The sequence below is a fragment of the Burkholderia sp. AcTa6-5 genome (assembly GCF_017815075.1).
In the GTDB taxonomy this organism is placed as follows: Bacteria; Pseudomonadota; Gammaproteobacteria; order Burkholderiales; family Burkholderiaceae; genus Burkholderia; species Burkholderia sola.
The window spans coordinates 88,282-102,429 of record NZ_JAGIQE010000011.1 but is presented as its reverse complement, the minus strand read 5'-3'; the positions used below and the strand labels follow the sequence as shown (position 1 = coordinate 102,429).

The 14,148-nt window shown below is 67.1% G+C and carries 13 protein-coding genes; 10 read left to right on the top strand and 3 right to left on the bottom strand.

Annotated features, from left to right (window positions below):
* Positions 1-46 precede the first annotated feature (46 nt).
* Together gndA and J8I33_RS16765 are read left to right on the top strand one after the other, a co-directional pair.
* The gene (gene gndA, locus J8I33_RS16770; protein ID WP_089489151.1) at positions 47-1,459 is read left to right on the top strand and encodes an NADP-dependent phosphogluconate dehydrogenase; all 1,413 of its coding nucleotides are present in this window, start codon (positions 47-49) and stop codon (positions 1,457-1,459) included.
* Positions 1,460-1,659: 200 nt separating this feature from the next.
* Positions 1,660-2,004, top strand: coding sequence for a DUF4148 domain-containing protein (locus J8I33_RS16765; RefSeq protein WP_069618486.1), 345 nt, complete (start codon positions 1,660-1,662; stop codon positions 2,002-2,004).
* 110 nt (positions 2,005-2,114) lie between these two features.
* On the opposite strand, the gene J8I33_RS16760 is transcribed toward J8I33_RS16765, so the two are convergent.
* Complete coding sequence (locus J8I33_RS16760) at positions 2,115-2,435, bottom strand: hypothetical protein (RefSeq protein WP_124593291.1); 321 nt, start codon at positions 2,433-2,435, stop codon at positions 2,115-2,117.
* A gap of 416 nt (positions 2,436-2,851) precedes the next feature.
* Here J8I33_RS16760 and J8I33_RS16755 point away from each other — a divergent pair, with 416 nt between their 5' ends.
* Entirely contained in the window at positions 2,852-3,586 is a 735-nt protein-coding gene (locus J8I33_RS16755; protein WP_209924769.1) for a M23 family metallopeptidase, read from the top strand.
* A 78-nt stretch (positions 3,587-3,664) separates the two neighbouring features.
* Here J8I33_RS16755 and J8I33_RS16750 read toward each other — a convergent pair whose 3' ends face one another.
* On the bottom strand, positions 3,665-4,303 hold the full coding sequence (locus J8I33_RS16750; RefSeq protein ID WP_089489725.1) for a Pr6Pr family membrane protein: 639 nt from the start codon (positions 4,301-4,303) through the stop codon (positions 3,665-3,667).
* 227 nt (positions 4,304-4,530) lie between these two features.
* Between J8I33_RS16750 and J8I33_RS16745 the strand changes: the two genes are divergently transcribed.
* The 5 genes from J8I33_RS16745 (at position 4,531) to J8I33_RS16725 (ending at position 10,161) form a co-directional block, all read left to right on the top strand.
* Entirely contained in the window at positions 4,531-5,067 is a 537-nt protein-coding gene (locus J8I33_RS16745; RefSeq protein WP_050011307.1) for a cytochrome b, read from the top strand.
* 157 nt (positions 5,068-5,224) lie between these two features.
* Complete coding sequence (locus tag J8I33_RS16740) at positions 5,225-5,593, top strand: DUF2946 domain-containing protein (RefSeq protein WP_209924770.1); 369 nt, start codon at positions 5,225-5,227, stop codon at positions 5,591-5,593.
* 81 nt (positions 5,594-5,674) lie between these two features.
* Entirely contained in the window at positions 5,675-7,807 is a 2,133-nt protein-coding gene (locus tag J8I33_RS16735) for a TonB-dependent copper receptor (RefSeq protein ID WP_209938210.1), read from the top strand.
* A 221-nt stretch (positions 7,808-8,028) separates the two neighbouring features.
* Entirely contained in the window at positions 8,029-9,123 is a 1,095-nt protein-coding gene (locus J8I33_RS16730) for a triacylglycerol lipase (RefSeq protein ID WP_209938204.1), read from the top strand.
* Positions 9,124-9,126: 3 nt separating this feature from the next.
* Complete coding sequence (locus tag J8I33_RS16725) at positions 9,127-10,161, top strand: lipase secretion chaperone (protein WP_209938197.1); 1,035 nt, start codon at positions 9,127-9,129, stop codon at positions 10,159-10,161.
* A gap of 30 nt (positions 10,162-10,191) precedes the next feature.
* Here J8I33_RS16725 and J8I33_RS16720 read toward each other — a convergent pair whose 3' ends face one another.
* Positions 10,192-11,715, bottom strand: coding sequence for a PLP-dependent aminotransferase family protein (locus J8I33_RS16720; RefSeq protein ID WP_050011303.1), 1,524 nt, complete (start codon positions 11,713-11,715; stop codon positions 10,192-10,194).
* A gap of 108 nt (positions 11,716-11,823) precedes the next feature.
* Here J8I33_RS16720 and J8I33_RS16715 point away from each other — a divergent pair, with 108 nt between their 5' ends.
* Both J8I33_RS16715 and J8I33_RS16710 read left to right on the top strand, forming a co-directional pair.
* Positions 11,824-12,927, top strand: coding sequence for an ABC transporter ATP-binding protein (locus J8I33_RS16715; RefSeq protein ID WP_209924774.1), 1,104 nt, complete (start codon positions 11,824-11,826; stop codon positions 12,925-12,927).
* 76 nt (positions 12,928-13,003) lie between these two features.
* Positions 13,004-14,050, top strand: a complete 1,047-nt coding sequence (locus J8I33_RS16710; RefSeq protein WP_050011301.1) for an ABC transporter substrate-binding protein — start codon at positions 13,004-13,006, stop codon at positions 14,048-14,050.
* Positions 14,051-14,148 lie beyond the last annotated feature (98 nt).

Genomic DNA, 14,148 nt, shown 5'->3' with positions numbered 1-14,148 from the left:
GCGGCCCGGCTCGGGTCGCGCCCCGTTTTTTCCGGAGAATTGACTAATGGGCAAACAAGCAATCGGTGTGATCGGGCTCGCGGTGATGGGCCGCAATCTCGCACTCAATATCGAGAGCCGCGGTTACGCGGTGTCGGTGTTCAACCGCAGTCGCGAGAAAACCGACGAACTGATCGCCGAATTCCCCGGCCGCAATCTGGTGCCGACCTATACGCTCGAGGAATTCGTCGCGTCGCTCGAAACGCCGCGCCGGATCCTGATGATGGTGAAGGCCGGGGAAGCCACCGATGCGACGATCGCATCGCTGAAGCCGCTGCTCGAGAAGGGCGACGTGCTGATCGACGGCGGCAATACGCATTTCACCGACACGATCCGCCGCAACCAGGAACTCGCGCAATCGGGGCTGCATTTCATCGGCACCGGCGTGTCGGGCGGCGAAGAGGGCGCGCTGCGCGGCCCGTCGATCATGCCGGGCGGCCAGCGCGACGCGTACGATCTCGTCGAGCCGATCCTCAAGCAGATCGCCGCGAAGGCGCCGTCGGACGGCGAGCCGTGCGTCGCGTACATGGGCCCGGACGGGGCGGGCCACTACGTGAAGATGGTCCACAACGGCATCGAATACGGCGACATGCAGCTGATCGCCGAAAGCTACTCGGTGCTGAAGGACGTCGCGGGCCTGACCAACGACGAACTCGGCGCGGTGTACACCGAATGGAACCAGGGCGAGCTCGACAGCTACCTGATCGAGATCACGTCGAAGATCTTCGGCAAGAAGGACGAAGAGACCGGCAAGCACCTCGTCGACGTGATCCTCGATCGCGCCGCGCAGAAGGGCACCGGCAAGTGGACGAGCCAGAACGCGCTGGATCTCGGCGTGCCGCTGCCGCTCATCACCGAATCGGTGTTCGCGCGCGTGCTGTCGTCGCTGAAGACCGAGCGCGTCGCCGCCAGCAAGATCCTGTCGGGCCCGGCGGCCGCGCCGTTCGACGGCGATCGCGCCGCGTTCGTCGAAGCGGTGCGCCGCGCGCTGTACCTGAGCAAGGTGATCTCGTACGCACAGGGCTTCGCGCAACTGCGCACGGCGTCGGAAGAATACGGCTGGAACCTCGATCTCGGAACGATCGCGAAGATCTTCCGCGCGGGCTGCATCATCCGCGCGCGCTTCCTGCAGAAGATCACCGACGCCTACGCGAAGGATCCGGCGCTCGCGAACCTGCTGCTCGATCCGTACTTCAAGGACATCGCCGCGAACTATCAGACCGCGCTGCGCGACGTCGTGGTGGCCGCGGTGAAGGCCGGCGTGCCGGTCCCGGCGTTCGCGTCGGCGGTCGCGTACTTCGACAGCTATCGTTCCGAGCGGCTGCCGGCGAACCTGGTGCAGGCGCAGCGCGACTTCTTCGGCGCGCACACGTTCGAGCGCACCGACAAGCCGGGCAGCTTCCACGCGAACTGGGCCTGACCGGCGAGCGGGGGCAGCATTGTTGCGAAAATCTATGCTCTGAATAGGGTTTTTCCATCCCGGATGCCAGCATTGTTGGCTCCGGGGAAACAGTGTTTTCGTTCTTTCATGGTTTTCCCTAGGTGCTGCCGGGACTAAACTCTGTTCCATCGCTGCAGACATGGTGTGTGCGGCGGAGCAAAAAAATCCCGGAGGTAATCATGAAATCGCTGATCGCAACGTTCGCTGCTGCTGCCGTCCTCGCTGTCCCCGCCGTCTCGTTCGCTCAACAGAACGCGCCCGTCACCCGTGCCCAGGTGAAGGCCGAACTGGTTCAACTGCAACAGGCCGGCTACAAGCTGGGCAGCGACCGTACGAACTACCCGGAAGGCATCCAGGCCGCTGAAGCGCGTGTGAACCCGCAACAGAACGTCGCCGCCGCCGATACGACCGGCTACGGCGCACAACCGGCCGCCGGCCAGGAATCGGGCGTACCGGCTGCTGCCAAAACCGGCTGGCAAGTCAAGCGCATCGCTGATGGCGCGCCGGTCTACAAGGGTCGTTAATGGTACGGCCGCGCTGGCGACCGCATCCGACCCCCTGTCGTACGAAAGCCCGTCGTTCCGCATAGCGGAACGACGGGCTTTTTCATTGGCGGCGCGCAATGCGCCGTCGTTCAGTGCAGCGGGCGTCTGCCGCGCCCGATATCGCGGAACAGCGCTTCCGCCGGTTCCAGCACCTGCAGCCACGTTTCGTCGTAACCGCTCAGCGTGTCGAGCGCGTCGCGCAGCCGTTCGATCGCGAGGACCGGCAGCTCGACGCTGTGACGCGCGGCGCCGGTCAGGTGCGTGACGCTCGCCAGCTGGACGAGCGCATCGGCCGCTTCGGCGACGTCGGTCGCGAACAGCAGGTGCCGGTTGAGCAATTCGACCAGACCGCTGGAACCGGCGAAATCGTCGGCGTCGAGCTGCACGGAGAGAAACGTCGCGTTATTCATTGTCATGGTCCTCGTTGTCGTTGGATCGCGCTGCGCATCACCGAGTATAGGCGGCGATCGAAGCGGACAATATGACGCCGCCGATACGGCAGGCGGCGGTGCGCCTCCGCGACAAACCGCGAGCAGCCACTGGGCGGCCCGCCCGGCCCGGCCAGCAGGCCGCCGGCGCCCGTGCGACGCCGCAAGATTGTTTCCGGATCAGGCAACTGTCGGAGCCTTGACCGCGACAAATGGTATCTTTGCCGATCGGGACGATGCGAAAAAGGGCCGATGAGCGCTTCGCACCACGTTCCGCTGTGGAAACTGACGGCCGCGAAAGCGGTCGGATACTGATTGATCCGGCCGTTCGGCCGGACATCGTGCGTCGCGCGCCGGGGGGCGGTGGGCGGCGCAACGACGCAAATCCGGGAGGACCCTTGAGAGAAACTATTCCCATCCACGACGCGCTCACGCGTTGGCTGCCGCAGGCGGCGCTCGTCGCCGCGGCCATCGCGCTGACGGGCTGCACGATGACGCCGTGGACCGACAGCTGGCAGCCCACGCGCCAGCCGGCGTCCACGTCGGCGGCGACGCCGGGCGTGATTGCCGGTTATTACCGCGTGAACCCCGGCGATACGCTGGCGGGCATCGCGAACGCCTACGGGCAGCGCGTGCAGGACGTCGCCAACTGGAACCGCATGGCGCCCACGGACGCCGTGTCGCCGGGCCAGGTATTGCGGGTCGCGCCGCCGCAGGCCGCGACCTCGTACGGGCAGCCGCCCGCGGCGGCCGCCCAGCCGGGCTCGCTCGCATGGCCGGCCACGGGCGTCGTCGCGACACCGTTCTCGGCCGGCAAGACGCGCGGCGTCGTGATCGCCGCATCCGGGCCCGACCATTCGGTGCGGGCCGCGGCAAACGGGCGCGTCGTGTACGCCGGCACCGGCGTCAAGGCATACGGTCCGCTCGTGATCCTGAAGCACGACAACGGGCTCATCACGGCCTACGGGCACAACGGCAAGCTGCTCGTCAACGAAGGCGACGCGGTGCGTCAGGGCCAGCCGGTCGCCGAAATGGGCGCCGACGCGAGCGGTCGTTCGACGTTCGAATTCGAAGTCCGCCAGAACGGCAAGGTCGTCGATCCGATGAACTTCCTGCCGCGCAACGGCGGCTGATCGTCGGCATCGCCACGTGTGCGCCGGGCGGCGCACACGTTCCCACCTTTCTCCCCCGCCTCTTTCACCTTTCCGCCTTCATCCTTCCTTAAGCGTCGCGCTGCCAGACTGTCTCGCATGATTACCGAGCCAGCAAATGCACAACGCGAGCGCCACCGCGCCGAGCGCGATCAGCGAACACTGGATCGCGACGGGCAGGTAGCCGTGCGGCCGCGGATCGACGAACGGGTAGGGGTACCAGTTCTCCACCGCGCCGCGCACGAGCGTATAGCCGAGATAGACGACCGGAAAGCCGAGCCACGCGAACGCACTGCGGCGCGGAATCGGCGAGCGCGGTTCGACATACAGCCAGTCGCACAGCATCACGAGCGGTACGATCCGGTGCAATACCCAGTTGTTGAACGCCGGCGTGACGTGGAGCAGCGCATCGAGCCGCGCAAGCAGCAGCTCGTAGACGATCGCGGTGATCAGCACGTACAGCACGGCCGCGCCGCGCATCGATTCGTAGCGGGCCGAGCCGGGGCGCGCGATGCGCCACAGCCCCGCGGCCAGTATCGCGGCCGCGTAGAGGCTGCTCAGTTGCGTGAAGTAGCTGAGGTAGTTGCCGAGATGGAAGCTTGGCAGGCGCCAGTAGTCGGCGACGCTGTGCAGCGTGGTGGACACCGCGAGCAATGCGGCGATCAGCCGGTAGGCCGCAACGAAGAACGCTTTGCTCATGATGCCCGCGCGCCGCCGCACCAAAGCTTCATCGTGCCACAGCTGCCCGCCCGCGCGATGCGGATTTTCCATAGGGCGGCCATGGTTCGGCGCGCGTCGACAATACATCGGATATTTGACCGCGTCGTGCAAAACTGGACGCCCGTGCGGCTACAATCGCCACAGCTTTGCCGGGCGCAGGCCGTTTGCAATGGGCGCCCCTCCCCGAATACGACACGAGACGAAGCATGAAAAACATCCTCGCGAAACAGACGCGCTACAGCTCGCCCGCGATCTTCTTCCACTGGGCCATCTTCCTGCTGGTTGCGCTGGCCTACCTGGCCATCGAGATCCGCGGACCGAAGGGCAGCGACAGCCGGGCGTTCTGGATGAGCGTGCACCTGACGGCCGGTACGTTCGTCCTCGTGCTGTCGGTGCTGCGCGTGCTGTGGCGCGTCGTCAGCCGCGTGCCGGAACCGATTCCGCAGACGACGCTGCTGCGCTGGCTGTCGAAGCTCGCGCATTTTGCGCTTTACGCGTTCGTCATCGCGCAGCCGCTGCTCGGCATCATGACGATCAACATGGGCGGCAAGCCGGTGTCGCTCGACTGGCTCGGCGTGTCGTTCACGCTGTTCGGCCCCGACAAGGCGCTGCGGCCGACGATCAAGGAGGTGCACGAGCTGATCGGCAATGCGTTCTACTTCGTGATCGGCCTGCATGCGCTGGCCGCGCTCTACCATCATTTCATCCGGCGCGACGACGTGCTGCGCCGCATGATGCCCTGATCGTCCGGCTGCCGGCACGCGCAGCACGCGGGGGCGCATGGTTGTGTTGACAACCATGCGCCCCCGGTTCGTTTACCGTGCGCCCGCACTGGTCATCACGTTGAACATTCTGTAACATCGCGGCTGTTTTTTACATTCCGCTGACTCGTTGCCGTACATGCTGCACCGACATCGTCACCTGACTGCCTGGCTTGGCCTGCTCGCGATCTGGATCGCGATCGCGGCGCCGCTGGTGTCGCAGTGGCGTATCGCCCATGCGGCCACGCCCGAGGCGATCGTCTGCAGTACCGAGCATGGCGCGCATCGTCCGTCCGATGCGCGCGGCATGCACGATCATGCGCTGCATCTCGACGCGTGCGGCTACTGCGGTTTCTTCGCGCATAGCCCGGCCATCGGCGCGCCTGCCGCCGTGTCGGTCGACTCCCTTCCCGTCGTTTCCGTTTCCGCCGTCGCGTCGCCTGCCGTCGCGGCGCGCGGCGACCGTTATCCGCGCGCCTATCCGCGCGCACCGCCCGAGCGCGCCTGACGCGTTTCTTCCGTTCTTATCACCGCCGATATCCGTGCGACCGTCGAGGCCGCGTGGAGGGCGTCACTCGGGCTTTCGATCATGACCAATTTCCAGTTGCGTGCGCCGCGTGCGCCACGCAATGCCGGTGCGCGGCCTTTGCCGCGCATGCTGAAACTCACCGTTCGCGCGCTGGCCGTCGGCGCGCTGACCGCGGGCCCTGCCGCAGCCGACACCGCGCATGCTGCCGGTGCGCCGACGGGCGATGCGGCCATGCTGTTGCCGCCCGTCGAAGTCGTCGCGTCGCCGCTGTCGACGCCGCTCGTCGTCGTCACCGATCCGAAGGCGCCGCGCCAGCCGCTGCCCGCCAGCGACGGCGCCGATTACCTGAAGACGATTCCGGGCTTCACGTCGATCCGCAGCGGCGGCACGAACGGCGACCCCGTGCTGCGCGGGATGTTCGGATCGCGGCTGAACATCCTCGCGAACGGGATGCCGACGCTCGGCGCGTGCCCGAACCGGATGGATGCGCCGACGTCGTACATCGCGCCGGAAAGCTATGACAAGGTCACCGTCGTGAAGGGGCCGCAGACCGTGCTGTACGGTCCGGGCGCGTCGGCCGGCACCGTGCTGTTCGAACGCGTGACGCCGCGTTTCGAGCGCCCCGGCATGCGCTTCGACGGCAGCCTCGTCGGCGGATCGTTCGGCCGCAACGACCAGAACCTCGACCTGACCGCCGGCACGCCGGACGTCTATGGCCGCGTCACCGCGAACCACGCGCATTCGCAGGACTACCAGGACGGCAACGGCCACACCGTGCCGTCGCAGTGGGACAAATGGAACGCCGATGCCGCGCTCGGCTGGACGCCCGACGACCATACGCGTGTCGAGCTGACCGCCGGCACCGGCGACGGCTATGCGCGCTATGCGGGCCGCGGGATGGACGGCGCGCATTTCCGCCGCGAGACGTTCGGGCTGTCGTTCGACAAGCGACATCTCGGCGACGTGCTCGACCGGATCGAGGCGCGCGTGTACTACAACGAAGCCGATCACGTGATGGACAACTATACGTTGCGGCAGCCCGATCCGACGAGCAGCATGCCGATGCGGATGGCCGCGGACGTGCGGCGCCGCACGGTCGGCGCGCGTGCGGCCGCGACGTTGCGCTTCGGCGACGACGTCAAGCTCGTCACGGGTGTCGATGCGCAGTCGAACCGGCTCGATTCGCGTTCGTCGATGGGGCGGCAGAACTACCGAAACCAGCCGTGGGATGCGCAGGCGACGATGTGGAACGCGGGCGTGTTCGGCGAACTGACGTGGTATGCGAGCGACGTCGCGCGCGTGATCGGCGGCGCGCGCGTCGACTATGCGAGCGCAGGCGACAAGCGCGCGATGACGCCCGGGATGATGACGAGCAAGCCGAATCCGACGTTCGACGACGATCGGATGAAGGTGCTGCCGAGCGGCTTCGTGCGCTACGAGCGCGATCTCGCGTCGCTGCCCGTCACATGGTACGCGGGGATCGGCCACGCAGAGCGTTATCCGGACTACTGGGAATTGTTTTCCGCGACGCGCGGGCCGGCCGGTTCGGTCAACGCGTTTTCGGCGGTGCAGCCGGAGAAAACCACCCAGCTCGACGTCGGCGCGCAATACAAGGGCGACCGCGTCGATGCGTGGGTGTCCGCGTACGCGGGCTACGTCCAGGACTTCATCCTGTTCAACTATGCGGCCGGCATGATGGGCCCGACCACGCAGGCCACCAACGTCAACGCGCAGATCATGGGCGGCGAAGCCGGCGTGTCGTGGCGGCCGGTCGCGCCGCTGCGCGTCGAGACGTCGCTCGCGTATGCGTGGGGGCGCAACGTGGCGAGCGGCGATCCGCTGCCGCAGATGCCGCCGCTCGAAGCGCGCATCGGGCTCGAATACACGCGCGGCGCATGGTCGGCGGGCGGCCTGTGGCGCATCGTTGCGCCGCAGCATCGCTATGCGCCGAACGAGGGCAACGTGGTCGGCAAGGACTTCGGCCCGAGCGCCGGATTCGGCGTGTTGTCGCTGCATACGCAGTACAACGTCAGCAAGACCGTGCAGATCTCGGTCGGCGTCGACAACGTGCTGAACAAGGCCTACACCGAGCATTTGAACCTCGCCGGCAATGCCGGTTTCGGCTATCCGGCGAACGCGCCGGTGATGGAGCCGGGGCGTACCGCATGGGTGCGCGTGAGCGCGAAGCTGTAGCGTGCATCGCGCGTGTGCGTCGCAGCATGCGCGTGCCTGGACGCCGCACCGCCCGAACGGGCGGCGCGCGTCAACCGATTAGAGAACCGTATCTAGTCGGGGCGCAAACGTTCGCGAGTCGTGCTTCACTCCCGCATTCGACCCGCGCGGTGCGCGCAATGCGGCGTGCGTGTCGATCCGGTGTCATTCGCACCGGCAGCACAATAATCAGGAGAACATGCATGGCCAGATCGATGCGTTCCAGGGTAATGGCAGGGGCAGTGGCATGCGCGATGAGCGTCGCGCCGTTCGCGGCGTCGACCGCGCTGACGACGCTCGCGACGACGCAGACGGCGATGGCGGCAACCGCGCCCGCCGACGACTATGCGACGACGCGCTATCCAATCATTCTCGTGCACGGGCTGACCGGCACCGACAAGTATGCGGGCGTACTCGACTACTGGTACGGCATCCAGGAAGACCTGCAGCAGCATGGCGCGACCGTCTACGTCGCGAACCTGTCGGGCTTCCAGAGCGACGACGGCCCGAACGGGCGCGGCGAACAACTGCTCGCTTACGTGAAGACGGTGCTCGCGGCGACCGGCGCGACCAAGGTCAATCTCGTCGGGCACAGCCAGGGCGGGCTGACGTCGCGCTATGTCGCGGCCGTCGCACCCGATCTCGTCGCGTCGGTGACGACGATCGGCACGCCGCATCGCGGCTCCGAGTTCGCCGACTTCGTGCAGGGCGTGCTCGCATACGATCCGACCGGGTTGTCTTCGACGGTGATCGCCGCGTTCGTCAATGTATTCGGTATCTTGACGAATAGCAGCCACAACACGAACCAGGATGCCCTCGCTGCACTGAAGACGCTGACGACCGCGCAGGCCGCCGCCTACAACCAGAACTATCCGAGCGCGGGCCTCGGCGCGCCAGGGAGCTGCCAGACCGGTGCACCGACCGAAACCGTCGGCGGCAACACGCATCTGCTGTATTCGTGGGCCGGCACGGCGATCCAGCCGACGCTTTCCGTGCTCGGCGCGACGGGCGCGACGGACACGAGCACGATTCCGGTGATCGATCCGGCGAACGCGCTCGATCTGTCGACGCTTGCGCTGTATGGAACCGGCACGGTGATGATCAACCGCGGCTCGGGCCAGAACGACGGGCTCGTGTCGAAGTGCAGCGCGCTGTACGGCAAGGTGCTGAGCACGAGCTACAAGTGGAACCACATCGACGAGATCAACCAGTTGCTCGGCGTGCGCGGCGCGTATGCGGAAGATCCGGTCGCGGTGATCCGCACGCATGCGAACCGGTTGAAACTCGCGGGCGTGTGATCGATGGCGGCACGTGAAGCGCGCGCGCCGCTGGCGCGGCGCGCGGCGATCTATGGTGTCGTGGGGCTGGCGGCGATTGCCGGCGTCGCGATGTGGAGCGCGGCGGGATCGCATCGCGGCACGGGCGCCGCGGGTGACGTGCCGGATGCGTCCGCTACGAGCCGCGTGGCGGCCGCCGCGCGGCAGCCGGCCGTACCGGCGAGTACGGACCTGCCGACGTCGCTCGCCGGTTCCAGCGCGCCGCGCCTGCCGCTCGATGCAGGCGGCCATCTTGCGAAGTCGCGCGCGGTGCGCGATTTCTTCGACTATTGCCTGACCGCGCAGAGCGACCTGAGCGCGGTGGCGCTCGATGCGTTCGTCGTGCGCGAGATCGCCGCGCAGCTCGACGGCACGGTCGCGCAGGCCGAGGCGCTCGACGTGTGGCACCGGTATCGCGCGTATCTCGATGCGCTCGCCAAATTGAGCGATGCCGGCGCGGTCGACAAGTCCGACCTGGGCGCGTTGCAGCTCGCGCTCGACCAGCGCGCGTCGATCGCGTATCGCACGCTCGGCGACTGGAGCCAGCCGTTCTTCGGCGCGGAGCAGTGGCGGCAGCGCTACGACCTCGCACGATTGAAGATCACTCAGGATCGCTCATTGACCGATGCGCAGAAGGCCGAGCGGCTCGCGGCGCTCGAGCAGCAGATGCCGGCCGACGAACGCGCGGCGCAGCAGCGGGTGGACCAACAACGCGCCGCGATCGACCAGATCGCGCAATTGCAGAAGCGCGGCGCGACGCCTGACGCGATGCGCGCGCAACTGACGCAGACGCTCGGCCCCGAGGCCGCCGCGCGCGTCGCGCAGATGCAGCAGGACGACGCGTCGTGGCAGGGCCGTTACGCGGACTATGCGGCGCAGCGTGCGCAGATCGAATCGGCCGGCCTGTCGCCGCAGGATCGCGACGCACAGATTGCCGCATTGCGGCAGCGTGTGTTCACGAAGCCCGGCGAAGCCGTGCGCGCGGCATCGCTCGATCGCGGCGCGGGCAGCGCGCATTGACGAGCCGCGCGCCGCCGTGTGCGGCAGGCTTCACGCGGCGCGCGTGATGTTCCGCGGCAGATGTTGCTCGATGGTATCGGCGAGCGTGTCGAACGCGGGGCGAATGCCTTCGTGCGCGACGCATGCATAGCCGAGCAGCAAACCCTGCCGCGCGGTGTCGAGGCTGCTGTAGTAGCTGGTGAGCGGGCGCACGATCACGCCCGCGTCGAATGCGCTCTGCGTGACCGCGCGATCGTCGCACGCGTCGGGCAGGCCGAGCACCAGATGCAGGCCGGCCTCGTCGCCCATTACCGGCAGCGCGTCGCCGAAGCGCGCGCGGATCGCGTCGATCATCAGTTGCCGGCGCTCGCCGTACAGCGTGCGCATTCGTCTGACGTGCGAAGTGAGGTGACCGTCCATGATGAATTCGGCGAGCACGGCCTGCTGCATCAGCTGGCCTTCCCGATACAGCTCCGACAGCCCGGTGCGGAAGGTGTCGACCAGATGCTCGGGCACGACCATGTAGCCCATCCGCAACCCCGGGAACAGCATCTTGCCGAGACTGCCGACGTAGATCACGCGGCCCCCCTCGTCGAGTCCCTGCAGCGACGCGAGCGGGCGGCTGCCGTAACGGAATTCGCTGTCGTAATCGTCCTCGATGATCCAGCAGCGGTGCTGGCGCGCATATTCGAGCAGCATGCGGCGCCGCGCGAGGCTCATCACCATCCCGAGCGGGTACTGGTGCGACGGCGTGACGAGCACGAGCCGCGGCGGATGCTGCATGTCGCTCGCGCGCGGGTCGAGCCCTTCCTGGTCGACCGGCACCGGCGCGAGCGTGAGGCCGGCCGCCTGCAGCACGCTGCGCACGCCCCAGTAGCACGGTTCCTCGACCCACGCGCGATCGCCGATGTCGGACAGCAGCCGCACCGCGAGATCGATCGACTGATGAATACCGGTCGTGATGATCACCTGGTCCGGCGAGCATTTGACCGAGCGTGCGACGCGCAGGTAGTCGGCGAGCGCGCGCCGCAGCGGCCGGTAGCCGCCGCCCGGCGCATAGGTCAGCAGCTCCGGATTGGCTTCCTTCCACAGTCGCGCCTGCAGCCGGCTCCACGTGCGGCTCGGGAATTCCGACACGTCCGGCACGCCCGGCATGAACGCCCCCCACTGGCGCCGCGACACGCCCGCATGCTCGACCAGTTGCCGCCCGCGCATCGACAGGCTGCGCTGCGCGTCGGGCGGCGGCGGTTCGCCAGTGGCCGACGCCGGCGGCGCGGCGCCCGGCACGCGGATCGCGGCGGCGTCCGGCCGCGTGTCGGCCACGTAGGTGCCGCTGCCGGTCGTCGTCAGCACGTAGCCTTCGGCCGTCAGCTGGTCGTATACGTGCAGCACCGTATTGCGCGCGATCGACAGGTCGCCCGCGAGCGTGCGCGAACTCGGCAGCTTTGTGCCGGGCCCCAATTCGCCGGTCAGGATGGCCTGCTGCATCAGTTGCAGCAGTTGCCGGTACATCGGTTCGGGCGAGCTGCGGTCCAGACGGGCGGACAGCCAGTCGGCGAGGATCACGGTATCCAAAGTGGTCCTACTAGGAATATTGAAATGGTTCCCTAGTATAGAACCGTGCGGGCCGTATAGTGGGTCCATCTCAAAAACGTTTTGTTGCGCAGCAAGGGGACAGCCACGATGAAGTCCGATGATGTGATCGTCAGCTTTCGCGGCGTGCGGAAGACCTACGACGGCGAGACGCTGGTCGTCAAATCGCTCGACCTCGACATCCACCGAGGGGAATTCCTGACGCTGCTCGGGCCGTCCGGCTCGGGCAAGACGACCTGCCTGATGATGCTGGCCGGCTTCGAATTCCCGACCGGCGGCGAGATCCGCCTCGACGGCGAGCTGCTGAACACCGTGCCGCCGCACAAGCGCAACATCGGCATGGTGTTCCAGAACTACGCGCTGTTTCCGCATCTGACGGTCGAGCAGAACGTCGCGTATCCGCTGACGGTGCGCAAGCTGCCGGCCGGCGAGCGCGCGGAGCGCGTCGCGCATGCGCTGAAGATGGTGCAGATGGAACGCTTCGCGAAACGCTATCCGGCGCAACTGTCGGGCGGCCAGCAGCAGCGCATCGCGCTGGCCCGCGCGCTCGTGTTCGAGCCGAAGCTGGTGCTGATGGACGAGCCGCTCGGCGCGCTCGACAAGCAGCTGCGCGAACACATGCAGTACGAACTGAAGGCGCTGCATGAAAAGCTCGGCGTGACCTTCGTGTACGTGACGCACGACCAGGGCGAGGCGCTGACGATGTCCGATCGCGTCGCCGTGTTCGACAAGGGCATCGTGCAGCAGCTCGACACCGTCGACCGCCTGTACGAATCGCCGTGCAACGAATTCGTCGCGAACTTCATCGGCGACAGCAACCGGCTGCGCGGCACCATCGCGCGCGTCGACGGCGAATTCTGCGAATTCCGGCTCGACGACGGCACGAAGCTCGTCGGCCGCCATATCGGCGAAGCCGCCGAGGGCGCGCCGGCCGTCGCCTGCATCCGCCCCGAGCGCATGAGCCTCGCCGCACATGGCTCGAACGGCGCGAATGGCGCCGCCGCCAATTGCGTGAGCGGCGAGGCGCGCAGCCTCATCTATTTCGGCGATCACGTACGCATGCGCTGCGCACTGCCCGGCCAGGACGAATGTTTCGTGAAGGTGCCGCTCGGCACCGGCGCGCTCGACGCGTTCTCGCCCGGCGCACCGGTCTCGCTTGCGTTCTCGCCCGAACACCTGCGCGTGTTCGCGTGAGCATGGTTTACCCGGTTTTCCGCAGCACGTCGTCAACAACAATGCCCACTTCCACCACGAGAGGAGAGGAACCATCATGAAACGAGCAAGCTTTACCGCGCGCCGTACGGCGCTCGCGCTGGCACTGGTCGCGTTTGGCGCATCGGCCAGCGCTGCCGAACTCACGGTCGTCAACTTCGGCGGCGCGAACGGCGACGCGCAGAAGGCCGCGTTCAACCAGCCGTTCGAGAAGGCGACCGGTAACAAGGTCACGGCCGTCGAGTACAACGGCGAGCAGGCGAAGGTGAAGGCGATGGTCGAGGCGAAGCACGTCAACTGGGACGTGGTCGAAGTCGAATCGGGCGACCTGAACCGCGGCTGCGACGAAGGGCTGTACGAGAAGCTCGACTGGTCGAAGATCGCGAAGAAATCCGACCTGATTCCGGAAGCGCCGCAGGTATGCGGCGTCGGGTTCTTCGTGTGGTCGACCGCGCTGTCGTACAACGCGGACAAGCTGAAGTCTGCGCCGACCGGCTGGGCCGATTTCTGGAACGTGAAGAAATTCCCCGGCAAGCGCGGGATGCGCAAGGGCGCGCGGTACAACCTCGAATTCGCGCTGATGGCCGACGGCGTCGCGACGAAGGACGTCTACAAGGTGCTCGGCACGAAGGCCGGCCAGGATCGCGCGTTCAAGAAGCTCGACGAGCTGAAGCCGTACATCCAGTGGTGGGAAGCGGGCGCGCAGCCGCCGCAGTTCCTCGTCGCCGGCGACGTCGTGATGTCGACCGCATACAACGGCCGCATCGACGCCGCGCAGAAGGAAGGCAAGAACCTGAAGGTCGTGTGGAACGGCAGCATCTACGACCTCGACTACTGGGCGATTCCGAAGGGCTCGCCGAACAAGGCGCTGGCCGAGCAGTACATCGCGTATTCGCTGACGCCGAAGCCGCAGCAGGCGTATGCGCAGCACATCGCGTACGGCCCGACGAACGTCGCCGCGATCAAGGCGCTCGATGCGAAGACGCTCGCGAACCTGCCGAACTCGCCGGCCAACGGCAAGAATGCGGTACTGGAGGACATCGGCTTCTGGACCGACCACAGCGACGAGCTCGAACAGCGCTTCGCCGCGTGGGCAACGAAGTAAGCGGTCAGGCGTCCTCACGGGTGTCGTGATGCAACCGGCCGCGCGACACGTCGATCGCGTCGCGCGGCATTCCGCCGGAACGTGCCCGGCCGGAGAGA